Genomic DNA, 25,881 nt, shown 5'->3' on the forward strand with positions numbered 1-25,881 from the left:
GCCGCGCCGGCCCGGCGCACGGTGCGGCTGCACCCGAGGCTTGGCGGCCCGGGCCCGTGGGACAGTTCGATCATGGTCCGCCGCTGTGTCGCTCACGCACGACGGCGCGGGCCTCGTGCTCGGCGACGCCGGTTCGGTCTTCTGCTCCACCCGTGTCACCTGCGCGTTCACCTGGGTCACCCGCGCGCAGCGACCGTTCGCGGACGACCTCCGGTGAGGATCCTCGGCTAGCATGTCGGTCAGCATGCCGATGATCGATATTTGCGGGGACAGCCTGGACGGGCTGTCGGTGGGTGACGCGCTGGGCGCGCAGTTCTTCGTTCCGGGCACCAGCCCGGAAAAGCTTCCCGACGGGCCGTGGCCGTGGACCGACGACACCGAGATGGCCTGCTCGGTCACGGCCGCACTGCGGCCGGACCGGCCGATCGACCAGGACGAGCTGGCGGCGCTGTTCGGCGAGCACTTCGAGCCCTACCGGGGGTACGGCGGGGGCGCGGTCGTGCTGCTGCGGCGGCTGCGCGAGGGCGGGTCCTGGCGGGAGCTGGCACCGGCCGCGTTCGGCGGGCAGGGGTCGATGGGCAACGGCGCGGCGATGCGGGTGGCGCCGCTCGGCGCGTTCCACGCCGGGGACTCGCGGACCGCGGCGCGCGAGGCGCTGCGGTCGGCCGAGGTCACGCACGCGCACCCGGAGGCGATCCTCGGCGCGGTGGCCGTGGCGGTCACGGCGGCCGAGGCCGGCTGGGCGCGAACCGTGCGTGACCGGCCCGCGCCCGCGGACCTGCTCGACGTGGTGCACGGTTTTCTGGTGGAGAGCCGGGTGGCCGCGGGCGTCGCGCGCGCCCGGCGGCTACTCGGCGTGAGTGCGGCCGAGGCGGCGTACGAGCTGGGCAACGGATCACAGGTGCTCGCGCCGGACACGGTGCCGTTCGCGCTGTGGACCGCCGCCACGTACCTCGACGACTTCCCGGCCGCGATCATGGCGTGCGTGGCGGCCGGCGGGGACGTCGACACGACCGCCGCCATCGTGGGCGGGATTGTGGCGGCATATACGGGGCGTGACGGAATTCCCGCTGAGTGGCTGGCACGCCGCGAGCCGTTGCCGTCCTATGCGCTAACCGTTTCCTGACGCGTACCCTCCGTTATTTCGGGTCGTTGACGGGCCGGCGCCGGTCACCGCTCGTGACCAGCGCGAACGACGGATGATGCGGCCATAGGGCGAAATTTCCGGCACACCGCGCGCGACCAGGAAGATCACAGTCGGTCGGCTCCGGCGCTGGTCACGCGCACGCTCGGGCGGAATCGACCGTCCGCAGTGGCCCCCGCCGCCCCGGAAATCGATGACCGAACTGCTTCCCCGGTCTTTTCCGAAGAAGATTCGTTCGGTACGGTCTGGGGCGCTGTGCCGAATTAAGCAATTCTTAAAAGAGCGGTGGGAAGCCAAAGTGACCGAGGGTACCGACCTCGTTGTTGCGGCCCGGGTGGGCGACCGTCGAGCGCTTGCGGAGCTGAACGCGCTCCATCTGCCCCTGGTCTACCACGTCGCGGGCCGTGCGCTGCACGTTCACGCCGACATCGCGCACGCGGTCCGCCGCACGTTCGCGCGTGCCGCCCGTGAGCTGGCGCAGCTGCGCGACCCGGACCGCTTCCGCGGCTGGCTGCTCGCCTGCGCGGTCCGTGAGATCGCGGGCATCCAGGCCGCCGGGACCGGTGTCTCCACCGCACTCGACGGCGGGCCCGCGGACCCGTCCGCCGACTTCGTCAGCCTCGCCATCGTCCAGCACGACCTCACCGGCCGGCGCCGCGAGCTGGACGAGGCCACCCGCTGGATCGACGGCGAGCACTCCGTGGTGCTGGCGCTGTGGTGGCTGGAGGCCGCCGGCCTGCTCACCCGCGCCGAGGTCGCGGACGCGCTGCGCATGCCGCCGGACGACGTCACCGGCCGGGTCACCGTGCTGCGCGAGCAGTGGGAACAGGCCCGTGCACTGGTCGGCGCGCTGCGCGCCCACCCCGGCTGCCCCGAACTCGCCGTGCTCACCGACGGCTGGGACCACCTGCCCGCCCCCGCCTGGCGCCGCGGCCTCGGCCTGCACGTCGGCGACTGCCCGGTCTGCGGCGCCGCGATCGCCGGCCTGCCCGAGCTGGTCCGGCTGCTCGGCGAACACCCGCTGGTCCCGGTCCCGGCCGCGCTGGTCGGCGCGCTCGCCACGGACGGCCTCGTCCCGCCGGACGCGGCGCGGACCAACCCCATGCTCGGCGGTACGCCACCGGTCACGCCGGTCCGCTCGTCCGCCACCGGCCCGGCCGGCCCGGCACCGGGCCGCCCCGGCGCCTTCTCGGCCGGCTGGGCCGGCGCACCGGGCACGGCGGCCGCCGCAGCCGCCGCGGCCGGTGGCGTGGCCGCGACACCCGCCGCCGCGACCACCCGATCGGGTGAACTCTCCACGGAATCGACCGTCGACATCACGGCGATCGCGGCCGCCACGGCCGCCGGCGCGATCGGCGCCGGCACCACCTCGCTCACGGACACCGGTCGCGCGGGCTCCTCTTCCGCCGGCCGCGCGGGGTCGTCCGCCGACCGGGCGGAGGCGACGACCTCCGGCACGGCCGGTGGCGCGTCGCGGCACGTGGCTTCGCCCGAGGCGCGCGGTGGCGCGGGCAGCGGTGCCGCCGGGGAGGCCGGCGCCGCGAGCGAGGCCGCCGCCGGTGACGCCGCCTCGCGTCGTGCGGCCGGGAACGGCACCGCCTCGGGTGACGCCCGGCACGCCGACTCGCCGACGACGCCCGCCTCGCGGCACGCGTCCGGAGCGCCGGGAGCGCCGGGACAGACCGGCTCCCGGCGGACGACCCCGTCGAACACGGCCGGCGCTGTCGCCGCGACGAGTGCTGCCGCCGCTGCCGACGGCACGGCGGGGCAGACGTCCCCGCGGCACACCGCGGCGTCAGGTGCGGCCGGTGAGGCGGCCTCGCGGCGCGCCGGGACGGCGGGTGCCGCCGTCGGCACGCCCGGTCAGGCCGGTGCGCGGCACACCGCGGCAGCGGGCGCCGGTGGTGTGTCCGGGGAGGTGACCTCGCGGCGAGCTGCGGGCAATGCGGCCGGTGGTGTGTCGGGGGAGGCGACCTCGCGGCGAGCCGCGGGGAGTGCGGCCGGTGGTGTGTCCGGGGAGGCGACCCCGCGGCGAGCCGCCGGAGGTGCGGCTGCTGAGGCCGGTGCCGGGCACACCGGGACGGCGGATGCCGCTGGTGAGGTGCTCCCGCGGCACACCTCGGGTGCGGCCGGTCAGGCGGGTGCGCGGCACGCCGGCTCGTCGGGTGCCGCCGGTGGGACGGCCGGTGGCCGTACCGTGGCGGGGTCCGGTGGGGTGGTGGCCGGCAAGGCCGACGGCACGGCCGCGCTGCCGATGATCGCTGGGAAGCGCGCGCCGGAGGAGCCGCCCACGTGGCGGGGGACGCCGACCCGGATCCCGGGCCCGGCCACGCCCGCCGAGCCGGAGGCGGCCGCGGAGGCGCCGTCGTGGACGGGTGCGCCGACCCGGATCCCGGCCACGGACGCGCCGACCGCGATGCTGCCGGCCGTGTCCGGTGGCGCGTCGGCCGCGGCGGCCAAGGGCTCGCACCCACGTGAGGTGCCGCCGGGCCGGCCGGCCGCCGGGGGAGCGGCCGCGATCACCGCGGGTACCGTGGCGATCCCGCGGCAGCGCGGCGGGGACGCGGACGTGACCGCGGTCATCCCGCGGGTGCCGGCCGACGACCGGGACGCCGGCGACACCGGCGTGCTGGCCGGCGTGATCCTGCCGGGCGACCAGTTCGTGCCGCCGCAGACCGCGTCGCGGCACATCCCGCCGCCGTCCGGGGGCGACGATGACGACGACGCGGGTGCGATCGTGCCGCTCGGCGACGCGGAGGAGCCGGAGAACACCGGCCGGTCGAAGAAGGCGCTGGCGCTCGCCGGCATCGCGGCCGTGGTCGCGCTGAGCACCACGGCCGGCCTGATCATCAACAGCGTGATCGGTGGCGACGACGACACGCTCACGCCGATCGCGGCGCCGTCCGGCGCGGCCCAGTACGCGGTGCCGCCGGTGGTGGAGCCGTCCGCCTCGGCGTCCGCGTCGCCGTCACCGTCCGCGTCGGCCTCGCCGTCGCCGTCCGCGTCGGCGTCGCCCAGCCCGTCGGCCGCGGCGAAGCCGTCACCGTCGCGGGTCCCGTCCGTGGCGCCGTCGTCGCCGGCCGCGCCGCCCGGCGGCGGGACCACCGCCGACCTGCGCTCGTTGCGGATGGCGAGCTCCGAGCGGTACGTGCGGGTCAGCGGCGGAAGCGTGACCGTGGAGCGCGCCTCGGCGGGCAGCTCCGGGGCCGCGTTCCAGCTGGTGCCGGGCCTGGCCAACGCGGGCTGCGTGTCGCTGCGCACGCCGGACGGCCGGTACCTGCGGCACTACGACTACCGGGTGCGTGCCGACGGGGACGACGGGTCCGCGCTGTTCAAGGCGGATGCCACGTTCTGCATGCAGCAGGCGGGCGGCGCGGTCATGCTGCGGTCGCACAACTTCCCCGACCACTTCCTCCGGGCGCGCGACTCCGGGCTGTTCATCACGCAGCTCGACCGGAACGCGGCCGGGTCGATGCTGTGGGTGCTGACCGACCCGATCGGCTGAGCGGTCCGGCGGGCCGCCGGGGCACACCCCGGCGGCCCGCCGGACGGCGTCACGGGTGCGGCGGCGTCGCGACGAGCAGCAGCGCGACGTCGTCCTCGCCGGTGACGACCGGACCGTTCCGGATCAGCAGGTCGGCCAGTTCGTCCGGTCCGGCACCGTGCCGCCGGCGCAGCAGGTCACGCACGTTGTCGAGGCCGTCGTCGAGCGTGGCGGTACGCGTCTCGACCAGGCCGTCCGTGTAGAGCACCACGGTTGTGCCGGGCGGCAGGTGCCGGGTGCGGTTGCGGCGTGACGCGCGGCGGGTGGCGCCGATCAGCGGGTCGTGCCCGTCGAGCTGCTCGACGGTGCCGTCCGGCAGCACTACCAGCGGCGGTGGATGCCCGGCGTTCGCCCAGGTCAGCACGTGCCCGCCGGTCGGCGCCGGATCGAGGTAGGCCAGCAGCACGGTGGTCAGGTCGGGCTGGCCGAGCGACCGGCTGGTGTGCTCCAGCCGGCGCAGCAGCGCGGACGGCGGCTCGTCCCGGTCGATGAGCAGCGTGCGCAGGATGCTGCGGTACTGGCTCATCGCCGCGGCGGCCGCGAGGCTGTGCCCGGACACGTCGCCGATCACCAGCGCCAGGCGGTCCTCGCCGAGGGTGATCGCGTCGTACCAGTCGCCGCCGACGTGGTCCTCGTGGTGCGCCGGGACGTAGCGGGCCGCCATCCGCAGGTGCTCGTGCGCGGGCAGCGGGGTGAGCAGGGCTTTCTGCATGGTCGCGGCGGCCGTGCGCCGGTCGTCGAGCACGCTCACCCGGGCGAGCGTCTGCGCGGTGTAGCCGGCCAGCGCGACCAGCACCGCCTGGACGGCGCCGTCCGGTCGGTACGGCGTGTCCCAGGTGAACGTCAGCGCGCCGACCGCACCGGCCGGCCCGGGCAGCGGCACGCTGACCGCGGACTGCCAGCCCATCTCGGTGAACGTGCTCAGCGCGTCCGGTGTCTCGGCCGCGACCGCCGCCAGGTCCGGCAGCACGACGGGCCGGCCGGTGCGGACGGCGAGCGCGGTCGGGGTGGACGAGGACGACGGGTAGCGCGCCCACCGGTCCGCGATCTGCGCCGGCAGCAGGCGGGCGGACGCCAGCGTCAGGTGCGGGCCCGGCCCGGTGACGGAGACGCCGACGTACGCCGGGTGCAGCACGTCGGCGATCAGGTCGTGGACCGCGTCGACCACGCCGGCCAGCGAGTCGGCGTCGGCCAGCGCCACGCTGGCGCGCAGCAGCAGCCGGTTGCGGTCGAAGGCGGCGGCCGCGCGCTGCTGGTACCGGTTCGCCCAGTAGGTGGCGATGCGCAGGCGCAGGCTGTCCGAGCAGGCCGCGGCCAGGTCGGCCAGCAGCGAGAGCTCGGCGTCGGTCCAGTGCCGCGGCTCGTGGTCGATCGCGCACAGCGAGCCCAGGACCTGGCCGTCCGAGTCGGTCAGCGGCATGCCCGCGTACCCGATCACGCCGAGGTCCTCGATCGCGAGGTTGCCGCGCACCCGCGGGTCGGTCCGGGCGTCGACCACCACGAGCGGCTCCGACGCGGCGACCACGTGCTGGCAGAACGAGTGGGACAGCGGGGTCTGCCGCCGCCCGGCCCACGGCTCGCCGAGTCCGCAGGCGCCGGGGAAGAACTGCCGGTCGTCGCTGACCAGCGACACCAGCGCGACCGGCACGCGCAGCACCGTGCGAACCATCGCCGCGAACCGGTCGAACGTCGGGTCGGCGACCGCGTCGAGCCCGGTGCGGGTCAACGCCTCCAGCCGCGCGGTGAGCGACAGCACCCCGGACCGCCCCGGGAACGGTTCCGTCACGCGGGCACCCCACGGCGGGCGGGCCGCCTCGTCACGCTCGCGGCACCGCCTCGGGGACGTTCGTCGCAGCCCGGCACGCCGGACATTATGACGACATCCGGCCCCGGTCCGCGACCGCTGGTGATCCCGATCCGATCACGCTGGGTACCGGCCGGCCCGTGGCGCTCGGCCGGCCGAGCGCCGCCGGTCGGGCGAGCGCCGCCGGTCGGGCGAGTGTCGCCGGATGGCGGGTGCCGCGGAACGGCCGAGCGCCACCGGTTGGATGAGGAGCGCCGGGCGGGTGATGCGGGGTGCCGGACGCGCGGGCGCCGCCGGACGGGGGAGTCCGGCGGCGCCGTGGGGCGGGGGTGCGAGGTCAGCCGCGGGGGGCGGCGGGCTCGGCGGTGTGGGTCTCCTCCTCCTCGTCGAGCATGGTGGCCTCGTCGAACGGGTCCTGGCCGGAGAGCACGGCGTGCATCCGGTCCCGGTCGATCTCGCGGGTCCAGGTGCCGACCAGGACGGTGGCGACCGCGTTGCCGGCGAAGTTGGTCAGCGCGCGGGCCTCGGACATGAACCGGTCGATGCCGACGATCAGGCCGACGCCGTCGACCAGGTCGGGGCGGTGGCTGGACAGGCCGCCGGCCAGCGTGGCCAGGCCGGCGCCGGTGATGCCGGCTGCGCCCTTCGAGGCGATGATCATGAAGAGGAGCAGCGAGATCTGCTCGCCGACGCTCAGCGGGTCGCCCATCGCGGCCGCGATGAACAGCGAGGCCATGGTCAGGTAGATCGCGGTGCCGTCCAGGTTGAACGAGTAGCCGGTCGGTACCGTGATGCCGACGACCGACTTGCTGATCCCGGCGTGCTGCATCTTCGCGATCAGGCGGGGCAGCGCGGACTCGGACGACGACGTCGACACGATCAGCAGGAACTCGCGGCCGAGGTACTTCAGCAGGCTGAAGATGTTGACGCCGGAGACCAGCTTGAGGATCAGGCCGAGGATCACGAACACGAAGATCGCGCAGGTGACGTAGAAACCGATCATGATCTGGGCCAGGCTCTTCAGCGCGTCCATGCCGGTCGCGCCGACCACCGCGGCGATCGCGCCGAACGCGCCGATCGGGGCCAGCCACATGATCATGGCGAGGATCTTGAAGACCAGGCGCTGGATCAGCTCGATCGCGCGCAGCACCGGCTCGCCGCGGCTGCCCATCGACTGCACCGCGAACCCGACCAGCAGCGCCACCAACAGCGTCTGCAGCACCAGGCCCTCGGTCAGCGACGAGACCAGCGTGTGCGGGATGATGCCGAGCAGGAACTCCGACGTGCTCTGGTGCGGCGCGTTGCCGGCCGCCTTCTGGCCCGCGGCCGCGATCGACTCGTTGAGCTGCATGCCCTCGCCCGGGTGCACGATGTTGCCGACGACCAGGCCGATCGCCAGCGCCACCGTGGACATGGTGAGGAAGTAGCCGAGGGCCAGGCCGCCGACCTTGCCGACCGACGCGGCCTTCCGGATCGAGCCGATGCCGAGCACGATGGTGCAGAAGATGACCGGCCCGATCATCATCTTGATCAGGTTGACGAAGCCGGTGCCGAGCGGCGCCAGAGCCTTCGCGGTCTCCGGCCAGATGAAGCCGACCGCGATGCCGAGCAGCACGGCGACGATGACGGCGATGTAGAGGAAGTGGGTGCGGCCGCCCGATCGCCGCGCAGGCGCTGTGTTCTCCGTGACGCTCATGCCGCAGACTGTGGCCTGTGTCTCACCCGCAAGGCACGATTGCGTTCATTCTGTTCATCGCGAGGACCCGGAACCGAAACATGGCGATCATCCGTCGATGGAGCATCGCGCGCGAGCTGTTCGTGCTGCAGGTGCTGGTCGTGACACTGCTGGTCACGGCCGGGACCGTGGGCACGGTCGCGCTAGCGGCGCAGGACGCGCAGCACGCGGCCGTCGAGGAGGTCACCGCCGTCGCCGAGACGATCGCCCGCTCACCGCTGGTGGTCACGGCGCTGCGCGCCGACGATCCCACGACCACCCTGCAGCCGTACGCGGAGAGCGTGCGCGTCGCGACCGGCACCGACTTCATCGTGGTGATGGCGCCGGACCGCACCCGCTACACGCATCCGAACCCGTCGCTGATCGAGGGACCGTTCGTCGGCTCGATCGACGCGGCGCTGCACGGTGGCGTCGTGGTGGAGACGACCACCGGCAGCCTCGGCCGGTCCGTGCGCACGGTCGTGCCGGTCCGGGACGAGTCCGGCGCGATCACCGGCCTGGTCTCGGTCGGCATCACCACCGACGAGATCAACCGCCGGCTGCGTCACCAGCTGCCGGCCGTGCTGCTGGCCACCGTGCTCGCGCTCGCGCTGGCCGGCCTCGGCGCCTGGCTGCTCTCCAACCGGCTGCGGCGGCAGACGCACGGGCTCGGCCCGGCCGAGATGCGCCGGATGTACGAGTACTACGACGCGGTCCTGCACTCGGTCCGCGAGGGCCTGCTCGTGGTGGACCGGAACGGCCGCGTCGCGCTGATCAACGACGAGGGCCGCCGGCTGCTCGGACTGCCCGACGACGTGCCGGTGTCCGGTCTGTCGCTCCCGGCGGAGGTCGCGGAGCTGTTGACCGCGGCCCAGCCGGCCGCGGACGTGCCGGTGCTGGCCGGCGACCGGGTCCTGGTCGCCAACCAGCGGGTGACGCGCTTCGAGGGCCGCACCCTCGGCACGGTGCTGACCCTGCGCGACCACACGGAGCTGCGCGCGCTCGCCGGCGAGCTGGACTCGGTGCGCGGCCTGACCGAGGCGCTGCGCGCGCAGGCGCACGAGGCCGCGAACCGGCTGCACACCGTGCTGACCATGGTCGAGCTCGGCCGCGCCGACGAGGCGGTCCGGCTCGCCACCGCGGAACTGGAGCTCGCCCAGCAGCTCACCGACCAGGTCGTCGGCGCGGTCGCGGAGCCGGCGCTGGCCGCGCTGCTGCTCGGCAAGTCCGCGCAGGCCGCGGAGCGCGGCGTCGAGCTGGTCGTCGACCCGCGGTCCAGGCTGGACTCGCCGCGGCTGCCGAGCCGGGACCTGCTCACCGTGGTCGGCAACCTGGTCGACAACGCGCTGGAGGCGGTCGCCGGCCGACCGGCGCCGCGCCGGGTCACCGTGCTGATCACCGAGGAGCCGGCCGAGGTGCTGGTGCGCGTCTCCGACACCGGCCCGGGCATGACGGAGGCGGAGGCCGCGGCCGCGTTCCGGCGCGGCTGGACCACCAAGCGGGAGGGGCGCGGGCTCGGGCTGGCGCTGGTCCGGCAGGTCGCGGAGCGGCACAGCGGCACCGCGTCGGCCGCGTCCGGTCCCGCAGGCGGCGCCGTCATCACGGTCCGGCTGCCGGTGGGCGCGCCGTGACCGGGACGCCGGTCCGGTGCACCGGTCACCGCGCCGCGGGACGGCCGGCATGAGCGCGATCCGGGTCCTGGTCGTCGACGACGAGCCGTTGATCGCGGAGGCGCACGCGGCGTACACCCGGCGGGTCGAGGGTTTCGAGGTGGCCGGCGTGGCGCACACCGGCCGGGCCGCGCTCGCCGCGCTCCGGGCCGGCGGCGTCGACCTGGTGCTGCTCGATCTCAATCTGCCCGACCTGCACGGCCTGGAGATCGCCCGGGCGCTGCGCGCGGCCGGCAGCGCCACCGACGTGCTGGCCGTGACGTCCGCCCGGGACCTGGCCGTGGTCCGTTCCGCCGCGGCCCTCGGCGTCGCCCACTACCTGCTGAAACCGTTCACGTTCGCCGGCTTCCGCGACAAGCTGGAGCGCTACGCCGACTACCACCGGCAGTTGCACGGTGACGGCCAGGTCGCGGCCCAGCACGAGATCGACCGGGCCTTCGCGACCCTGCGCGGCGCGCCCGCCGACTCCCTGCCCAAGGGTCTCGACACGGCCACGCTCGACCTGGTCCTGGCCGCGCTGCGCACCGCACCGCCACCGGGCGGCCTGTCCGCCGCCGAGATCGCCGCCCGCACCGGCGTCTCGCGCGTCACGGCCCGCCGCTACCTGGAGCACCTCGCCACCGCCGGCCGCGTCGTCCGCTCCCCGCGCTACGGCGGCCCGGGGCGCCCGGAGGTCGAGTACCGCCCGGCGTGACCGGTGAGCGCCGGGGCGTGTCCCGCCGGCGGCCCCGGGCGCGCGGGCACCTGGTGCGGCACGCCGGCCGGATCGCGGCCGGCCGCCGCCGGGCGCTCGACCGGTTCCGGGTGGTCGCGGCGCAGGTCGGCGAGGCCGCGGTGGAGGGCGTCGCGGAGCAGCGGGCCGAAGCGGCGTTCGACGAGGCGGTGCACCAGCCAGGCCGGGACCAGCATGATCGCCATGGTGGCCGGGACCAGCAGCTCCAGCGGGAGGTCGGCGTCGACCATGCCGTGCCGGATGAGGATGTAGCCGAGGCGCTGGTGGAGCAGGTAGTAGGGGTAGGTGAGCGCGCCGGCGACGGTCAGCCAGCGCCAGTCGAGGCGGTCGGCCCGGCCGGTCGCGATCGCGGCCAGCGTCAGGTAGATCGCGGTGACGATCAGGGCGGCCGGCCACAGCGGGACGGTCCAGCCGGGGTTGAGCTGGACGCGCTCGTTGAGGCTGTGCAGGTTGACCAGCCAGGTGAACGCGAGCATCGCCCAGAGCAGCGGCGAGCCGCCGAAGCGGCGGACCAGGTAGAGCAGGATGCCGGCGCAGAAGTAGCCGGCGTAGGTGGGCATCGTCAGCATGGTCAGCACCGGGTGGTTGACCTGCACGGCCAGCACCGCCGCGGTCATCCAGACCACACAGAACAGCACGGCCCGGCGGTACGTGACACCGCGGCCGACCACCAGCGCCCAGAGCAGGTAGAAGCGCAGCTCGACCCAGAGCGTCCAGTACACGTTGTCGACCGACGGGTGGCCCAGCGGGTGCTGCAACATGGTGAGGTTGATGCCGATGTCGACCCAGGTGAAGTCGTCGTAGACCGGCATCCAGCCGCCGGTGACCGGGAAGAGCGTGGTGAACACGAGCGTGATCGCGATGCACGCCCAGTACGCGGGGTAGAGCCGGGCCACCCGGGAGACCGCGTAGTCGCCGATCCGCTTGCCCCAGCTGCTCATCCCGATCACGAAGCCGCTGATCATGAAGAACATCTCGACGCCGAGGAAGCCGTAGACGGTCACCCGGGACAGCGACGGCAGGAAGTGCGCGGGGTTGTGCACGCCGTCCGGCGACCAGAACGTCGTGTAGTGGTAGAGCGCCACAGCCAGCGCGGCCAGGAGCCTGAGGGCGTCGAGAGCGGGAATGCGGCGCATAACGGGGCATGATTGCCATCCCGCGCTCCGCTTACACGTAAACCCGCTGTGGTTTTCCGCTCCTGCGAAGCGGATCTTGCAGGGAGGAGCGCCGGCGACGACCGGTGCCCGCGGGAGCACGCGGACTCGACCCGCCGGAAGCGGGCGGATGGGCCGTTGCCGCTCGGGCGGCTCCTACCGCCCGCGTCCGCGACGGCCGGCCGGGGCCTCGTGACGGAAGTGCACGAAGAGCCGGCCCCAGTTGTCGCCGTCCTTCTCCACGCGGTGGTAGAGCTGCTTGATGTCGCGCTGGTCGAGGAAGCGCAGGACCTTCTTCTTCAGCGCGCCGCTGCCCTTGCCGGGGATGATCTCGACGGTGGCGGCCTTCTTCTGGATCGCCTCGTCGATGATGTTCCGCAGCGCGCGGTCGATCTCGTGACCCTTGTTGAAGATGTCGTGCAGGTCCAGCTTCAGCTTCACGACGTCGATGATAGCTGTCGCCCACGTCTCACCCCGGCCCGGAAATCCGGACGATCATGCTGGGGTTGGCGGGTCTGTAGAGCTTTTCTGACAGACCTTATGGGGTGACCCGGCAATGGATGGACGCGCGGACGCCGTCGTTCTCTTCGGTGTGACCGGCGATCTCGCCGCCAAGAAGCTGCTCCCCGCCCTCTACGAGCTGACCCGCCGCGGACGCCTGGACGTGCCCGTCATCGGTGTCGCCCGGTCGGCGTGGGACCACGAACAGCTGGTCCGGACCGTGCGGAAAGCGGTCACCGAGGCGGTCGACGTGGTGGACGAGGCCGCGTTCGACGCGCTCGCGGCACGGCTGACGATGATCTCCGGAGCGTACGGGTCCGCCTCGACCTACGCGGACCTCGCCGCCGCGCTGGGCCCGTCCCGGCGGCCGCTGTTCTACCTCGCGATCCCGCCCGCGGTCTTCCCGGACGTGGTCGGCGGGCTGAAGCGGTCCGGGCTCGCGGCGCGCGGGCGGGTGATCGTGGAGAAGCCGTTCGGGCACGACCTCGCGTCCGCGACCGCGCTCGCGGCCACGCTGCGGGACGCGTTCGACCCGGCGGGGATCTTCCGGATCGACCACTACCTCGGCAAGGAGGCGGTCGAGGGGATCACCGCGGTGCGGTTCGGCAACCGGCTGCTGGAGCCGGTCTGGAGCCGTGAGCACATCGACAACGTGCAGATCACGCTGGCCGAGGAGTTCGGCACGCAGGGACGGGCCGGGTTCTACGACCGCAGCGGCGCGGTCCGGGACGTGCTGCAGAACCACGTGCTGCAGGTGGCGGCGCTGCTGGCGATGGAGCCGGGCGGCCGCGCTGAGGAACTGCACGTGCTGCGCCGGATGCGGCCGCTGACGCCGGCCGCGACGGTCTTCGGGCAGTACGCGGGCTACCCGGACGAACCGGGCGTCGCACCCGGCTCGACGACCGAGACGTTCGTGGCGTCCACGCTGCGGATCGACACCCGCCGGTGGGCGGGCGTGCCGTTCCACCTGCGGGCCGGCAAGCACCTCGGCGCGACCGCGACCGAGGTCGTGGTGACGCTGCGGCCGGCCACGTCAGCGCTGCCCGGTGCCGCGCCGAACCTGCTGCGGCTGCGCCTCGGCCGCGGCGACGGCATCGGGCTGACGCTCAACGTCAAGGAGCCCGGCGGTGCGGTCACGGCCCGCCCGGTCCCGCTCGACGTGGACTTCGGGACGGCGCTCGGGCCGCGCCAGGAGGCGTACGAACGGCTGATCGACGACGCGCTGGACGGCCGGCCGGACCGGTTCGCGTCCGAGGAGACGATCCACGAGGAGTGGCGGATCGTGGCGCCGGTGCTGGACGGCAGCGTGCTGCCCCGCCCGTACGAGCGGGGCAGCTGGGGGCCGGAGACGGCGGGCACCCGGCCGGCCGGCGGATGGCACCCGCTGTCGCGTTGACGGCCCTGTTCGATGCGGGGCCGGACCACGATCCGGCCCCGCACGGGCTCATGAGCCGGGCACCAGCTCCGTCAGCGGGACCGACTCGTCGGACAGCCGGGCCAGGTCGACCGCGCGGCCGGCCAGACCCGCGCGGATCAGGTCCTGGATCTGGTCCTGCACGTCCCAGACGTTGAGGTTCATGCCGGCGGCCACCCGGTCGCCGGCCAGCCAGAACACGATCGCCTCCCGCCGGGCCAGGTCACCGCGGACGACGAGACGGGTCTCCGTGCCCGGCGGCACGTGGCCCGCGTACTCCATGCCCAGGTCGAACTGGTCGGTGAAGAAGAACGGCAGCCGGTCCCACGGCGTGCCGCGGCCCAGCATCGCGCGGGCCGCGGCCGGGCCGGAGTCCAGCGCGTTCGCCCAGTGCTCGACCCGGATCCGCGCGCCCAGCAGCGGATGGTCGACCGCGGCCACGTCACCGGCCGCGAAGATCGCCGGGTCGCTGGTGGTGTGCAGCGCGTCCACGTGCACGCCGTCGCCGGTCGCCAGCCCCGCCTCCACGGCCAGGGCGTCGTTCGGTACGGCGCCGATCGCGACCAGCACGGCGTCCGCCGCCAGCGTGGTGCCGTCGTCGAGCACCACCCGGTCCGGCAGGATCTCGGTGGCGTGCGCGCCGAACCGGAACTCGACGCCGTGCTCGCGGTGCAGGTCCGCGAACACCTGCGCGACGGTGTCGCCGAGGACCTTGCGCAGCGGCAGCCGGTCCGGCGTCACCACGGTCACGTGCGCGCCGCGCTGCCGGGCCGCGGCCGCGACCTCCATGCCGATCCAGCCGGCGCCCACGATGACGAGGCGGGCGTTCTTCTCGATCGCGGCGTGGAAGCGGTCGGAGTCCTCGCGGGTGCGGAACGTGTGGGCGAAGGTCTCCGCGCCGGCCGGCCGGCGGGGCATCGCGCCGGTGGCGAGCAGCAGGCGGTCGTAGCCGACGTCCTCGCCGGAGGCGGTGTGCACGACCCGGGCGGCCCGGTCGATGCCGGTGACGACCGCGCCGAGACGCAGGTCGACGGCGTTGTCCGGGTACCAGGACGCGGCGTGGACGAACGGCTCGTCGGGCCCGGTGGTGCCGAGGAGGAGGCCCTTGGACAGCGGCGGCCGCTCGTACGGCCGGAGCAGCTCGGAGCCGAGCAGGGTGATCCGGCCGCCGAAGCCCTCGGTGCGGAGGGTCTCGGCGGCCTTCGCGCCGGCAAGCCCGGCGCCGGCGATGACGATCGATTCAGGTTCGGACATGGTTGAGTTCTACCCGCGCGCGGCCCGATCCGCTCGCCGGTCCCCGGCCGGCCCCGGCGGTATTCCTATCCGCTGGTCAGTTCGGACAGTTCGCGGCTGATCGCGTCGGCGACGCTGCGGCGCTGCCACTGGCGCGCGAACGCGTCCGGCGGCACCACCTGCACCGGGCAGACCGCGTGCGACACGCAGTAGCCGGCCACCGACCGCCGGAACACCCGCCGCCACCAGCGTTGCGGCGTGCGCCCGACGAACAGCACGTCGTCCTCGCGAGCGTAGTCGACCAGCGCCGCACCGGGCCGGTCGAGCACGGTCACGGAATTGATCTGCACGTCCGGCGGCATCCCGCCGAGCGCGTCCGCGAAACACTCCCGGATCAGCTGCCGGGCCGCGTCCCGCCCCCGCACGTACACCGCGTCCGTACCGTCGAGATCCCAGGCGCGCACCGCACGCAGCGGCACGCCACGCCGCCGCGCCTCCGCCACCGCCAGGCGCAGCGCCCGCAGGCCGGTCAGCGACGGCGAGACGCCGACGACGACACGTGGACCCACCGAGTCAGCCAACACTCTGCCCTCCGTCCCGTCCGCCCGTCACCCTCCACGCCGATGCGCCGGCGGACGTGCCGCATCACAAGACACAACGATCGAGCGACACGGGGTGCCCGTCCGTTCCCGCTCCGTCGTCATGCAGACCGTAAGCCAGAAAACTCTCTCTGGTAAGGCCCGAAATTCCATCGATCTGTGACAGGCCGCTTTACCCAGCGTTCCGGGTCGCTCGCCTCTGGCCGCCTCCCCGCGGGTGGTCGCTTGACATTATGCAGGCGGATGCCTGCATAATGCTGGTCATGGATCGGGTGTTCCGGGCGCTCGCCGACCCGACCCGGCGCGGCCTGCTCGACAGTCTCCGGGCCCGCGACGGGCAGACGCTCGGCGAGCTGTGCGCCGGGCTCGACATGGCCCGGCAGTCGGCCACGCAGCACCTCGCCGTGCTCGAGGAGGCGAATCTGATCAGCACGGTCCGCCGGGGCCGGGAGAAGCTGCACTACCTGAATCCGGTGCCGATCAACGAGATCCGGCGGCGGTGGATCGCGGCCTTCGACGAGCCGCGGCTGGCCGCGCTGGAAGCGATCAAGGAGCGAGCGATGGTTCCCGACTACGTCTACGTGACCTACATCCGGAGCACCGCGGAGCGGGTCTGGGCGGCGCTGACCGACGCCGATCTGACCGCGGCGTACTGGGGGCACAGCAACCGGTCCGACTGGCGGGCCGGGTCCACCTGGGAGCATCTGCGCACGGACGGCTCCGGGATCGCGGACGGCGGTGGCGTGGTGGTGGAGACCGATCCGCCGCGCCGGCTGGTGATCACGTTCGGCATGCCGGGAGAGCGGCCGGAGGACGGCGCGTCCACGGTGACGTTCGACGTCGAGCCGTGGCAGGAGATCGTGCGCCTCACCGTGACGCACACCCGGCTCGCGTCCGACGAGGACCGAGCGGCGGTCTCGCGGGGCTGGCCGGCCGTGTTCGCGAACCTGAAGTCCCTGCTGGAGACCGGTTCCGTGCTGCCGCAAGCGCCGTGGGAGATGGCCGCCGGCTGAGTACCGGGACTCACGCGCACCCGCCGGCCCGCGACATAGGGTGCCGGAATGATCAAGAACATCGGCGGTGCCGCCGCGCTCGCCCTGCTCGCCGTCCTCACCTGGTGGATGTGGCTCGGCCGGGACTCCGGTTACCGGACCGACGTGAACGGCAACGTCACCGGCCCCTACGAGGCCTGGCAGGTGATCGGCGCCGGCGTCACCCTGCTGATCGTGTTGATCGCCGCGCTGGTCCTGCGCGTCCACCCGCTGATCGTTCCGGCCGTCCTCACGCTCGCGTTCACCACGGCCTGGACGATCCACGCCGCGGGCACCGACGACTCCGGGCTCTTCGCGGTCGGCGCGCTCCTCCTCCTCGTCGGACTCGGCATCGCGAGCGCGGTCGTCACGGTCGGCACCCGTGCGGTCCTGACCCGGGCTTCTTGATCAATGATGCGATGATGCGTCGATGGGCATCCGGGGATCCGGCGGTGGCCGCGGTCGCGGTATCGCAACATTGATCGAGAGCGCCTTCGCCGCCATGTGGTTCAGCTGGGCCGGCACCCACGCGCCGGCCTGGCTGTCGCCGTACCTCGTCGCCGGTGCGGTGCTCGGCGTGCTCCTCGCCGTCCTCGGCGCGCTGCTGGCCCGGCGGGGCGCCGCCGCCGGCTCCCCGCTGGCCGACTCCGCCGTCCGCCACCGCTACGACGTGGTCGCGGCGGCCGGGGCCGTCCTCGTCCTCGTGGGCGTCACGGTGCTCGGCTCGCTCGGCGCGGACGAGTACGTGGCCGCCTGGTTCGCCGCGGTCGTCGGCATCCACTTCGTCCCGCTCGGCCGCGCGTTCGGCGAACCGCTCCTCTACCTCTCCGGCGTGCTGATCACCGCGGTCGCGCTCCTGGCCGCCGTCGTCGTCGCGCTCCGCGGTGGCGACACCAGCACGATCGCGGCGACCGGCACCGGACTGCTCCTCCTGCTGACCGCCGTCCCCACCCTGCTCGGCACGCGCGTCCCGGCCCGCGCGCGCTGACGCTGACCGGCGGGGGACCGGAAGGGTGAGGGGAGCGATCCCGTGCAGGGTGATCGAGCGGCCGACGTGACCGCACCCGGGGGAAAATCGAGGAGGAAGAGAGCGGACGACGGGATTCGAACCCGCGACCCTCACCTTGGCAAGGTGATGCGCTACCAGCTGCGCTACGTCCGCGTGTCGGACCGGGGTTGTTGTCCCGGCGACACAGAGAACTTTAGACCACGCCCCGTATCGACGGGACGGGGGGTCCCGAGTCGGTACGATATCGATCGTGACCGCTTTCATGGAAACGTCCACGCGCGTACATGAAATCTGCGACTCGTACGTGGAGGACTATGCGCGGCTGAATCCGACCGAGGCGACCGAGTTCGGCATCGCCGGGTACGACGACACGCTTCCCGACCTGTCACCGGACGGGCATCGGGCCCGTGCCGAGCTGGCCGGGCGCGCGCTGCGTGCGATCACCGCCGCGCAGCCGGCCGACGAGGGGGAGCGGGTCGCCAAGGCGATCTTCTCCGAGCGTGTCGGGCTCGAGGCGGAGATCCGGGCGTCCGGCCTCCCGGCGGCCTCGCTGAACGTGACGTGGAGCCCGGTGCAGGAGATACGCCAGGCCTTCGACCTGATGCCCGCGGAGACCGTGGACGACTGGGCCGCCATCGCCCGGCGGCTGGCGGCGGTCCCGGCGTCACTCGCCGGCTATCAGGCCTCCCTGCGCGCCTCGGCGGACGACGGCATCGTGGCCGCGGTGCGCCAGGTCGGCCGGGTGAGCACCCAGTGCGAGACCTGGTCCACGTCGTTCTTCGGGCCGTTCGTCGAGGGCGCCGACGCGGTTCCGGAGATGAGCGAGGCGGTCCGGGCCGACCTTGCCGCCGGTGCCCGCCATGCCGCCGAGGCGTACGCGGGGCTGGCCCGGTTCCTGCGCGAGCACCTGGCGCCGCGCGCGGCCCGGGAGGACGCGGTCGGTGCGGACGTCTACCGGCTGTGGTCACGCAAGTTCATCGGCGCGGATGTGGACCTGCCCGAGGCCTACGCCTGGGGTTGGGAGGAGTTCCGCCGGGTCGAGGCCGAGCTGGCCGAGGTGGCCGCGCGGATCGCGGGCGGCGGCGGCCCGGCCGAGGCCGCCGCGGTGCTCGACGCCGACGTCCGCTACCGGATCACCGGGCGGGACGCGTTCCGGGGCTGGCTGCAGGAGCTGTCCGACCGGGCGCTGCACGACCTGCGTGGCACGCACTTCGACATCCCGGACGAGTTGATGCGGCTGGAGTGCCGGATCGCCCCGTCCGGCGGCGGAATGGGGGCGTACTACACGAACCCGGCCGGAGACTTCAGCCGCCCCGGGCAGATGTGGTGGTCGTTGCCCGCGGACCGGGAGGAGTTCACCACCTGGCGGGAGCTGAGCACGGTCTACCACGAGGGCGTGCCCGGCCACCACCTGCAGATCGGCACCGCGGTGGCGACGCCGGGCCTGAACCGGTTCCAGCGCCTGCTGTGCTTCATCGACGGCCACGGCGAGGGCTGGGCCCTCTACGCCGAGCGGCTGATGCGCGAGTTCGGCTACCTCGACGACGGCCAGTCGCTCGGCATGCTGAACAAGAGCCTGTTCCGCGCGGCCCGGGTGCTCGTCGACATCGGCATGCACCTGCGGCTGGAGATTCCGGCGGGCACCGGCTTCCACGAGGGCGAGCGCTGGACGCCCGAGCTGGGCCTGGAGTTCCTGCGGGAGCGGACGCTGACCGAGCACGCCCGCGCGGTGGACGAGATCGACCGTTACCTGGGCTGGCCCGGTCAGGCCCCGTCGTACAAGCTCGGCGAGCGGCTGTGGGTGTCCATGCGCGAGGAGGCGCGCTCGCGGCAGGGCGCCGCGTTCGACCTCCGGCGATTCCACATGGACGCGCTGCGCCGCGGCCCGGCCGGGCTGGGCACGCTGCGGGACCTGGTGATCGGCCCCGCAGCGCTCAGCTGACCCGGGCGGATTCCAGCGGTACGGACGACAGCCACCCGGGATGCCGGGTGGCTGTCACCCCGCGGACCAGGTCGGCGTATGCCTGCCGGATCCGGAGCGTGACCGGCCCCGGTCGGCCGTCACCGACCGGCCGGCCGTCGATCGCGGTGATCGGCAGGACCTCCACGCCCGTACCCATCAGGAACAGTTCATCCGCGAGGTAGAGCTCCGTGCGGTCGACCTCGCGGTGCACCACGCCGATGCCCAGCTCCGCGCACAGATCCGCGACCGTGGCCGCGGTGAGGCTCTGCAGCACGTCGCTGGTCGACGACGGCGTGACCACCTGCCCGTCGATCAGCAGGCCGATGCAGGAGCTGGGCGCCTCGCTGATCTTGCGCCGCTCGTTGAGCATGATCGGGAAGTCGTGGCCGTTCTCCCGGGCCTCGATCAGTGCGAGGCGGCCGTTGTGGTAGTTCGCGAACGCCTTGACCCGCGCCGGCATCGACGCGTCCGCCGGGCGGGTCCACGAGCTGACCGCGGCCCGGCAGCCCCGCTCCGCGGCCAGCGACGTCCGGAACGGCCAGGAGTCGATCACCAGGTGGCAGCGCGCGCCGGCCGGCACCATCACCTCGCGGATCACCCCCTCGGGAAAGATCCACGGCCGGAGGTACACGTCCTCCCGGTACCGGTTGATGCGAAGCAGCTCGAGTGCGGCGTCGTGGACCTGGCCGAGGTCGAACGGCACGTCCAGGCGGCAGACCCGGGCGGACCGGAACAGCCGGGCGAGGTGGTCCGCCAGCCGGAAGGCGGACAGTCGCGCGCCGTCCCGGCTGACGTACGCCTTGATCCCCTCGAAGACCGCCGGCACCGACGCGTGGCCGACGCCGTTCACGTGCACCAGCGCCTTGTCCCAGGGGACGAACTCGCCGTCCTTCCAGATCCAGTCCGGGTTTCCCGGTGCGTGCGCCAGTGAGCTGAGGCTCATCCGGGGAACCTTCCGTTGGCCCGGACGAAGTTGACGATGCCGCCCGCGTCGATGATGTCCTGAGTGAACCGCGGCAGCTCGGGCAGGTCGTAGGTCTGCTCACCGAGCGATATCCGGCCGGCCGGCAGGTCCAGGGCCACCTCGTCACCGTCCGCCGCGACCTCGGCGATCTCGTCGGACACGAACAGCGGGATGCCGAGATTGATCGAGTTGCGGTAGAAGATCCGCGCGAAGCTCGGCGCCACGATGGCGGCGACGCCGCGCTTCTTCAGCGCCAGCGGTGCGTACTCCCGGGAGGAGCCGCAGCCGAAGTTCCGGTCGGCCACGATGACGTCGCCGGGCTGGGCGTTCTCCGCGAACTCGGGCCTCGCCTCGATGAACGCGGCGCGGCCGAGGTCCTCCTTCGGACGCAGGTACGGAGCGTACCGGCCGGGGACGATCTGGTCGGTGTCGACGTTGGCGCCGAACTTCCACACCCGGGTCATGACCGCTCCATCCCGTCGCGCGGGTCGCTGATCCGCCCGGTCAGCGCGGTGGCGGCCGCGACCAGCGGAGAGGCGAGGTAGATGCGTGACTTGGGCGAGCCCATCCGGCCACGGAAGTTGCGATTGCCGGTCGAGAGGCAGACGTCCTCGTCGCTCAGCGTGCCCTGGTGGCGTCCCATGCACGGGCCGCACCCCGCCGAGCCGATCACGGCACCGGCCTGGAGCAGCGTGGCGAGCGTGTCGTCCGCGGCCGCCCTCTCCATCTCCTGGCTGGAGGCGGGTGTCACCATCATCCGGACGTTCGGCGAGATCCGCCGGCCGCGCAGGAAGTTCGCGGCGTCGCGCAGGTCCTGGTACCGGCCGTTGGTGCAGGTGCCGATGAACACCACGGAGACCTCGGTGCCCTCCACCTCGGACAGGTCGACCACGGCGTCCACCGAGTTCGGCTTGGCGACCTGCGGCTCCAGCGTGTCGAGGTCGACCGTGACCGTGCGGTAGTAGTGCGCGCCCGGGTCGACGTAGAGCCAGTCGGGCACCTCGAAACGGTCGGCGGGCAGGCCGGCCGGCGGCACGATGCCGGCCTTCGCACCCAGCTCGACGGCCATGCTGGCGAGCGTCTGCCGGCCGGGCAGGTCCAGCCAGTCCAGCCCGTGGTACTCGATCGAGTCGTAGGTGGCGCCCTCGATGGTCAGGTCCCGGCAGAGCTTCAGGGCCAGGTCCTTGACGTCCACGCCGGGCCGGAACCGTCCGGTCACCAGCACCCGCAACGTCTCCGGCACCCGCAGCCAGATCTGGCCGGTGGCCCAGACCAGCGCGATGTCCGTGGACCCGAAGCCGCTGCCGAACGCGCCGACCGAGCCGTACCCGCAGGAGTGCGAGTCGGACCCCACCACGATCCGGCCCGGGGTGGCGATGCCCTCCTCGACGAGCACCTGATGCGCGATGCCGCGGCCCGCGTCGAACAGGCGGATGCCCTGCTCCTTCGCGAACGTACGGATCGTGCTCTGCATGTTCGCGGTGTCGACCGACGTGGCCGGCGCGACGTGGTCGATGGCCAGCACGATCTGGTCGGGATCCTTGACGTCGGCGACGCCGAGCTGGTCCCGCATGATCTCGATGATGCTGGGCGTCAGCGAGTCGTGCCCCATCGCGACGTCCGGCCGGACGATCACGAGATCACCGGGCCGCACCGGATGGCCGACCGCATGGGAGATGATCTGTTCGGTAAGGGTCTGGTTCATGATGTCCCTCCGTCAGAGGATTCGAGCAGGTGGAGCACGGTGTCCCGGACCGAGCTCAGAACCGGGGGATGCACCCCGCCGGCCAGGGCGGACCCGACCGCGTGCGTGACGCGCCGGGCGAGGTCCGGGCGCTCCCACACGTGCTCAAGGAGCATGGCGACGCTCAGGATCGCCGCGGCCGGGTTCGCGGCACCGGTCCCGGCGATGTCCGGCGCGGAGCCGTGCACCGGCTCGGCGATCGCCACCCCGTCACCGAGGTTGAGCGACGGGGCGACGCCCAGGCCGCCGCTCCAGTGCGCGGCGGCGTCGGACAGGATGTCGCCGAAGAGGTTGGTGGTCACCACCACGTCGAAGGACTCGGGAGCTCCGACCATCCGGAGCGCGGCGACGTCGACATAGGTCTCCTCCACCTCGATGCCGGCACTCGGGCCGTCCCACCCGGCCACGACCTCGCGGACGCTGTCACGGAACAGCCCGTCGGTGACCGGGAGGACGTTCGCCTTGTGCACGATGGTCAGCTTCTTCGCGCCGCGGGTGTCCGCGATGCGCAGCGCGACCCGGGCGATCCGCCGGCTCGCGGTCGCCGAGATGACCCGCTCCGCGACCGCGACGTCACCGGAGCGGGTCTCCCGCCCGACGTACAGGTCCTCCGTGTTCTCCCGGACCACCACGAGGTCGACTCCGGTACGGGGGGAGAAGCCGGCCGTGCTGGCCGCGGGGCGGATGTTCGCGTACAGCCCGAGTTGCTGCCGCAGCGTCAGGATCGCGCTGCGGTAACCGGGCACGACCCGGCCGGGCGAGGCGGTGGCCCCGAACAACGCGGCGCCGCATCGTCGCACGGCGTCCAGCGTCTCCGGCGGCACCGCCACGCCCCGGGAGCGGAAGCACTCCCACCCGGCCTCTGCCCGCTCGTACCGCACCTCCGGCAGCACGGTCCGGAGCACCTGGACCGCGACCGGCACGACTTCCTGGCCGATGCCGTCCCCAGGGATCACGCACAGTCGCGGTTCCATGGCTAGTTCACGTGTCCTTTCACGATCGACAGCAGCGTGGCGTCGTCGATGTCCGTCCCGTTGTGGGCACGCAGCTTCACCTCGGCCAGCACCGCGTCGAACGCGCCCTGGCTGGGCAGGTCGACGTGCAACTGGGTCAGCTTCGCCCGCAGGCCGTGGTGGCCGGTGTGCTTGCCGATCACCAGACCGCGCTCCGGGGCGCCGATCAGCGACGGCGAGGCGATCTCGTACGTCGACCGGTCCTGCAGCACGCCGTGCTGGTGGATGCCGGCCGAGTGCGCGAACGCGTTGGCGCCCACGATCGGCTTGGTGTCGCCGATCGCGACGCCGCTGAGCCGGCTCACCAGCTGGCTGGTCGCGTAGATCTCGTCCAGTTTCAGCCGCGTCTTGCGCTGGTAGTAGTCCTCGCGGATGGCCAGCGCGGCGACGATCTCCTCCAGGGCCGCGTTCCCCGCGCGTTCCCCGATGCCGTTGAACGTGCAGCTGACGATGTTCGCGCCGTGGCGCACCGCGGCCAGCGAGTTCGCCACCCCGACACCCAGGTCGTTGTGGCAGTGGATGCGCACGCCGGTGTCCGGCCCCACCAGTGCGCGCACGCGCGCCACCAGCCGGCCGAACTCCTCCGGCTGGGCGTAGCCGACGGTGTCCGGCACGCTCACCATCGAGGCGCCGGCGGACAGCGCGGTGAGGTAGCAGCGCTCCAGCGTCTCGGGGTCCGCCCGGGTGACGTCCTCGCCGGAGAAGATGACCTGCTGGAAGCGCTTGCAGGCGTACTGCACCGCGTCCTCGATCATGGCGAGTACCTCGTCGAGCGTCTTGCCGAACTTCACCCGGATGTGCAGTTCGGAGACGGGCGCGAACAGCGTGGCGACGGGTTGCTCGGCGAACTTGAGCGCCTCGGCGCCCTTGTCGATGTCGCTGCGCAGGGCCCGCACGAGCACGGCGGTCCGGCGGCCGGTCACGACCCGGGACACCGCCTGGATCGCCGCCACCTCCGCCTCCGACGAGCCGGGGAACCCGGCCTCGACCTCGTCCACGCCGAGCCGGTTGAGCTGCTTGGCGATCTCGACCTTGTCGTCCAGGCTGAAGGCCACCCCGGCGGCCTGCTCGCCGTCCCGGAGGGTGGTGTCGCTGATCTGCACGTGATCAGTCATTGGCTTTCCCCTCTCCACTGGGCCACCGCGGCCTGCACGCCGCTGCCGGCGATGACCGCGGCGCTGATCGCCTCGGTGCCGCGGAACGCGCTGGAGATGCGTTCCTCGCGCGCGTCGACGTCGTGGGTGTGCTCCTCGAGCCGCTCGCGCTCAGCCTTGATCATGCGCAGTACCTCGGCGGGCGCGGTGCCGCCCAGGCTGGTGTGGCTGTTGACGGAGACCACCGGGTCGAGCACCGGTGCGATCTCCTCCGCCGTGACCTTCGCCCCGGCCGCGGCCAGCGCCTGCACGGTCTCCTCGACGTTCTCGAACGTGAGGTTCCGGCGGTACAGGCTGCCCACGGTCTCGCCGACGATCCGGTGACACTCGCGGAACGGGATGTTCTGCGTCTTGACCAGGTAGTCGGCCACCTCGGTGGCCAGCGCGAAGTTCTTGTGGGCGAGCTCGCGCATGCGGTCCGGGTTGAACCGCAGCGTGGACAGCAGGCCGTTGAGGGTACGAATGGTGGACGCGGCCGACGCGGACGCCTCCCAGATCGGCGGCTTGTCCTCCTGCAGATCCCGGTTGTATCCGGTCGGGATGCCCTTCATCATCGTCAGCAGCTCGACCAGCCGGCCGTACACCTTGCCGGTCTTGCCCCGGATCAGCTCCGCCACGCACGGGTTCTTCTTCTGCGGCATCATCGAGCTGCCCATGGCGTAACCGTCCGCCACCTCGACGAGCCGGAACTCGTGGGTCGACCAGTAGACGATCTCCTCGGCGATCTTCGAGATGTTCGAGACCAGGATCGCCAGCGCGGAGAGGAACTCCAGGCCGAAGTCGCGGGAGCTCACCGCGTCGAGCCCGTTCTCCTGGACGTCGGCGAAGCCGAGCAGCTCGGTGGTCAGCCGGCGGTCGGTCGGGAAGGAGGTCCCGGCGAGCGCCCCGGCGCCCAGCGGGTTGATGTCCGTGGACCGGTAGGCGTTGCGGAGCCGGACCAGATCGCGGCGGAACATGCCGACGTACGCCGTCGCCCAGTAGCCGATGGTGATCGGTTGCGCGTGCTGGGTGTGCGTGTACCCCATGGACAGGGTGTCGGTGTGGTCGGCGGCCAGGGTCAGCAGCGTGTCCTGGAGGGCGATCACCTCGCGCTCGATGCCGAGGATCAGGCCGCGGGTGTGCAGGCGGGTATCCGTGATCACCTGGTCGTTACGGGACCGGGCGGTGTGCATCCGGGCGCCGCGCTTGCCGTGCCGGCTGGTGACGTATCGCTCGACGTTCATGTGCACGTCCTCGTCCGCGACGTCCAGCGTGAACGTGTTCTCGTCGACTTCCCGGCGAGCGCTCTCGAGGCCGCTCAGGATGGCGCGGGTGTCCTCGTCGTCGATGATGCCGTTGGCGCCCAGCATGATCACGTGGGCCTTGCTGCCCCAGATGTCCTCGGTCAGCATGGCGGCGTCCACGGCCAGGGATTCGGTGTATTCCAGAGCCGTCGACGCGATCTGCTCCTGGAACCGTCCACCCCACAAGCTGTTGCTCTGCATAGCCCCTCA

General features: G+C 73.0%; 22 protein-coding genes and 1 tRNA gene. 10 read left to right on the plus strand and 13 right to left on the minus strand.

Going from position 1 to position 25,881, the window contains the following annotated elements:
* Window positions 1-85: 85 nt before the first annotated feature.
* The 3 genes from J2S44_RS35125 to J2S44_RS35135 all read left to right on the plus strand — a co-directional run bounded on the left by J2S44_RS35125 (window position 86) and on the right by J2S44_RS35135 (window position 4,649).
* Window positions 86-217 carry a hypothetical protein gene (locus J2S44_RS35125; protein ID WP_310423088.1) on the plus strand — a complete coding sequence of 44 codons (132 nt, stop codon included), beginning with the start codon at window positions 86-88 and terminating at the stop codon, window positions 215-217.
* 15 nt (window positions 218-232) lie between these two features.
* Window positions 233-1,126 carry an ADP-ribosylglycohydrolase family protein gene (locus J2S44_RS35130; RefSeq protein WP_310423091.1) on the plus strand — a complete coding sequence of 298 codons (894 nt, stop codon included), beginning with the start codon at window positions 233-235 and terminating at the stop codon, window positions 1,124-1,126.
* 316 nt (window positions 1,127-1,442) lie between these two features.
* The gene (locus J2S44_RS35135) at window positions 1,443-4,649 is read left to right on the plus strand and encodes an AbfB domain-containing protein (protein ID WP_310423094.1); all 3,207 of its coding nucleotides are present in this window, start codon (window positions 1,443-1,445) and stop codon (window positions 4,647-4,649) included.
* 49 nt (window positions 4,650-4,698) lie between these two features.
* Here the strand turns inward: J2S44_RS35135 and J2S44_RS35140 are convergent, their stop codons facing one another.
* Both J2S44_RS35140 and J2S44_RS35145 read right to left on the minus strand, forming a co-directional pair.
* A complete protein-coding gene (locus J2S44_RS35140) occupies window positions 4,699-6,474 on the minus strand; it encodes a GAF domain-containing SpoIIE family protein phosphatase (RefSeq protein WP_310423097.1) in 1,776 nt (591 codons plus the stop codon).
* A gap of 355 nt (window positions 6,475-6,829) precedes the next feature.
* A complete protein-coding gene (locus J2S44_RS35145; RefSeq protein ID WP_310423100.1) occupies window positions 6,830-8,188 on the minus strand; it encodes a cation:dicarboxylate symporter family transporter in 1,359 nt (452 codons plus the stop codon).
* An 80-nt stretch (window positions 8,189-8,268) separates the two neighbouring features.
* Here J2S44_RS35145 and J2S44_RS35150 point away from each other — a divergent pair, with 80 nt between their 5' ends.
* Both J2S44_RS35150 and J2S44_RS35155 read left to right on the plus strand, forming a co-directional pair.
* Window positions 8,269-9,837 carry a sensor histidine kinase gene (locus tag J2S44_RS35150; RefSeq protein WP_310423103.1) on the plus strand — a complete coding sequence of 523 codons (1,569 nt, stop codon included), beginning with the start codon at window positions 8,269-8,271 and terminating at the stop codon, window positions 9,835-9,837.
* A 49-nt stretch (window positions 9,838-9,886) separates the two neighbouring features.
* Window positions 9,887-10,570 carry a response regulator gene (locus J2S44_RS35155; protein WP_310423106.1) on the plus strand — a complete coding sequence of 228 codons (684 nt, stop codon included), beginning with the start codon at window positions 9,887-9,889 and terminating at the stop codon, window positions 10,568-10,570.
* Here J2S44_RS35155 and J2S44_RS35160 read toward each other — a convergent pair.
* A complete protein-coding gene (locus J2S44_RS35160; protein ID WP_310423108.1) occupies window positions 10,525-11,745 on the minus strand; it encodes an acyltransferase family protein in 1,221 nt (406 codons plus the stop codon). The two genes, J2S44_RS35155 and J2S44_RS35160, sit on opposite strands and share 46 nt — an antisense overlap.
* A 174-nt stretch (window positions 11,746-11,919) precedes the next feature.
* Window positions 11,920-12,204, minus strand: a complete 285-nt coding sequence (locus tag J2S44_RS35165) for a Smr/MutS family protein (RefSeq protein ID WP_310423110.1) — start codon at window positions 12,202-12,204, stop codon at window positions 11,920-11,922.
* 115 nt (window positions 12,205-12,319) lie between these two features.
* Here J2S44_RS35165 and zwf point away from each other — a divergent pair, with 115 nt between their 5' ends.
* On the plus strand, window positions 12,320-13,660 hold the full coding sequence (gene zwf, locus J2S44_RS35170) for a glucose-6-phosphate dehydrogenase (RefSeq protein ID WP_310423115.1): 1,341 nt from the start codon (window positions 12,320-12,322) through the stop codon (window positions 13,658-13,660).
* 48 nt (window positions 13,661-13,708) lie between these two features.
* On the opposite strand, the gene J2S44_RS35175 is transcribed toward zwf, so the two are convergent.
* Both J2S44_RS35175 and J2S44_RS35180 read right to left on the minus strand, forming a co-directional pair.
* The gene (locus tag J2S44_RS35175; RefSeq protein ID WP_310423118.1) at window positions 13,709-14,932 is read right to left on the minus strand and encodes an NAD(P)/FAD-dependent oxidoreductase; all 1,224 of its coding nucleotides are present in this window, start codon (window positions 14,930-14,932) and stop codon (window positions 13,709-13,711) included.
* Window positions 14,933-14,997: 65 nt separating this feature from the next.
* The gene (locus J2S44_RS35180) at window positions 14,998-15,480 is read right to left on the minus strand and encodes a universal stress protein (RefSeq protein ID WP_310423121.1); all 483 of its coding nucleotides are present in this window, start codon (window positions 15,478-15,480) and stop codon (window positions 14,998-15,000) included.
* A 293-nt stretch (window positions 15,481-15,773) separates the two neighbouring features.
* Here J2S44_RS35180 and J2S44_RS35185 point away from each other — a divergent pair, with 293 nt between their 5' ends.
* The 3 genes from J2S44_RS35185 (at window position 15,774) to J2S44_RS35195 (ending at window position 17,529) form a co-directional block, all read left to right on the plus strand.
* Window positions 15,774-16,523 carry an ArsR/SmtB family transcription factor gene (locus J2S44_RS35185; RefSeq protein ID WP_310423124.1) on the plus strand — a complete coding sequence of 250 codons (750 nt, stop codon included), beginning with the start codon at window positions 15,774-15,776 and terminating at the stop codon, window positions 16,521-16,523.
* 48 nt (window positions 16,524-16,571) lie between these two features.
* Window positions 16,572-16,949, plus strand: coding sequence for a hypothetical protein (locus J2S44_RS35190; RefSeq protein WP_310423128.1), 378 nt, complete (start codon window positions 16,572-16,574; stop codon window positions 16,947-16,949).
* A gap of 70 nt (window positions 16,950-17,019) precedes the next feature.
* Window positions 17,020-17,529: a hypothetical protein gene (locus J2S44_RS35195; protein ID WP_310423131.1), complete on the plus strand. Its 510-nt coding sequence runs from the start codon at window positions 17,020-17,022 to the stop codon at window positions 17,527-17,529.
* Window positions 17,530-17,630: 101 nt separating this feature from the next.
* On the opposite strand, the gene J2S44_RS35200 is transcribed toward J2S44_RS35195, so the two are convergent.
* Window positions 17,631-17,703, minus strand: a tRNA-Gly gene (locus J2S44_RS35200).
* 109 nt (window positions 17,704-17,812) lie between these two features.
* Between J2S44_RS35200 and J2S44_RS35205 the strand changes: the two genes are divergently transcribed.
* Window positions 17,813-19,492 carry a DUF885 domain-containing protein gene (locus J2S44_RS35205; RefSeq protein ID WP_310430080.1) on the plus strand — a complete coding sequence of 560 codons (1,680 nt, stop codon included), beginning with the start codon at window positions 17,813-17,815 and terminating at the stop codon, window positions 19,490-19,492.
* Here J2S44_RS35205 and J2S44_RS35210 read toward each other — a convergent pair.
* The 6 genes from J2S44_RS35210 to argH are packed head-to-tail and all read right to left on the minus strand — an operon-like array spanning window position 19,485 to window position 25,872.
* Window positions 19,485-20,456 carry an aminotransferase class IV gene (locus J2S44_RS35210; protein ID WP_310423134.1) on the minus strand — a complete coding sequence of 324 codons (972 nt, stop codon included), beginning with the start codon at window positions 20,454-20,456 and terminating at the stop codon, window positions 19,485-19,487. The genes J2S44_RS35205 and J2S44_RS35210 overlap by 8 nt on opposite strands.
* Window positions 20,453-20,941, minus strand: a complete 489-nt coding sequence (locus J2S44_RS35215) for a 3-isopropylmalate dehydratase small subunit (RefSeq protein ID WP_310423137.1) — start codon at window positions 20,939-20,941, stop codon at window positions 20,453-20,455. The genes J2S44_RS35210 and J2S44_RS35215 overlap by 4 nt, the downstream gene beginning before the upstream one ends.
* A complete protein-coding gene (locus tag J2S44_RS35220) occupies window positions 20,938-22,182 on the minus strand; it encodes a 3-isopropylmalate dehydratase large subunit (protein WP_310423140.1) in 1,245 nt (414 codons plus the stop codon). Before J2S44_RS35220 ends, J2S44_RS35215 begins: the two co-directional genes overlap by 4 nt.
* On the minus strand, window positions 22,179-23,195 hold the full coding sequence (locus J2S44_RS35225; RefSeq protein WP_310423143.1) for an isocitrate/isopropylmalate dehydrogenase family protein: 1,017 nt from the start codon (window positions 23,193-23,195) through the stop codon (window positions 22,179-22,181). Before J2S44_RS35225 ends, J2S44_RS35220 begins: the two co-directional genes overlap by 4 nt.
* 2 nt (window positions 23,196-23,197) lie before the next feature.
* Window positions 23,198-24,349, minus strand: a complete 1,152-nt coding sequence (locus J2S44_RS35230; RefSeq protein WP_310423145.1) for a hydroxymethylglutaryl-CoA lyase-like TIM-barrel protein — start codon at window positions 24,347-24,349, stop codon at window positions 23,198-23,200.
* Window positions 24,346-25,872, minus strand: a complete 1,527-nt coding sequence (gene argH, locus J2S44_RS35235) for an argininosuccinate lyase (protein WP_310423147.1) — start codon at window positions 25,870-25,872, stop codon at window positions 24,346-24,348. Before argH ends, J2S44_RS35230 begins: the two co-directional genes overlap by 4 nt.
* Window positions 25,873-25,881: the final 9 nt, after the last annotated feature.

It is taken from the genome of Catenuloplanes niger, from assembly GCF_031458255.1.
GTDB classification, from domain to species: Bacteria; Actinomycetota; Actinomycetes; order Mycobacteriales; family Micromonosporaceae; genus Catenuloplanes; species Catenuloplanes niger.

Bases quoted from the DNA above. Each gene is read 5' to 3' on its own strand.
- J2S44_RS35220 (WP_310423140.1), bottom strand. From the start codon at position 22,182: ATGAACCAGACCCTTACCGAACAGATCATCTCCCATGCGGTCGGCCAT.
- J2S44_RS35150 (WP_310423103.1), top strand. From the start codon at position 8,269: ATGGCGATCATCCGTCGATGGAGCATCGCGCGCGAGCTGTTCGTGCTG.
- J2S44_RS35130 (WP_310423091.1), top strand. From the start codon at position 233: ATGTCGGTCAGCATGCCGATGATCGATATTTGCGGGGACAGCCTGGAC.
- J2S44_RS35215 (WP_310423137.1), bottom strand. From the start codon at position 20,941: ATGACCCGGGTGTGGAAGTTCGGCGCCAACGTCGACACCGACCAGATC.
- J2S44_RS35185 (WP_310423124.1), top strand. From the start codon at position 15,774: ATGGATCGGGTGTTCCGGGCGCTCGCCGACCCGACCCGGCGCGGCCTG.
- J2S44_RS35230 (WP_310423145.1), bottom strand. From the start codon at position 24,349: ATGACTGATCACGTGCAGATCAGCGACACCACCCTCCGGGACGGCGAG.
- argH (WP_310423147.1), bottom strand. From the start codon at position 25,872: ATGCAGAGCAACAGCTTGTGGGGTGGACGGTTCCAGGAGCAGATCGCG.
- J2S44_RS35225 (WP_310423143.1), bottom strand. From the start codon at position 23,195: ATGGAACCGCGACTGTGCGTGATCCCTGGGGACGGCATCGGCCAGGAA.
- J2S44_RS35210 (WP_310423134.1), bottom strand. From the start codon at position 20,456: ATGAGCCTCAGCTCACTGGCGCACGCACCGGGAAACCCGGACTGGATC.
- zwf (WP_310423115.1), top strand. From the start codon at position 12,320: ATGGATGGACGCGCGGACGCCGTCGTTCTCTTCGGTGTGACCGGCGAT.
- J2S44_RS35145 (WP_310423100.1), bottom strand. From the start codon at position 8,188: ATGAGCGTCACGGAGAACACAGCGCCTGCGCGGCGATCGGGCGGCCGC.
- J2S44_RS35160 (WP_310423108.1), bottom strand. From the start codon at position 11,745: ATGCGCCGCATTCCCGCTCTCGACGCCCTCAGGCTCCTGGCCGCGCTG.
- J2S44_RS35155 (WP_310423106.1), top strand. From the start codon at position 9,887: ATGAGCGCGATCCGGGTCCTGGTCGTCGACGACGAGCCGTTGATCGCG.
- J2S44_RS35205 (WP_310430080.1), top strand. From the start codon at position 17,813: ATGGAAACGTCCACGCGCGTACATGAAATCTGCGACTCGTACGTGGAG.
- J2S44_RS35190 (WP_310423128.1), top strand. From the start codon at position 16,572: ATGATCAAGAACATCGGCGGTGCCGCCGCGCTCGCCCTGCTCGCCGTC.
- J2S44_RS35175 (WP_310423118.1), bottom strand. From the start codon at position 14,932: ATGTCCGAACCTGAATCGATCGTCATCGCCGGCGCCGGGCTTGCCGGC.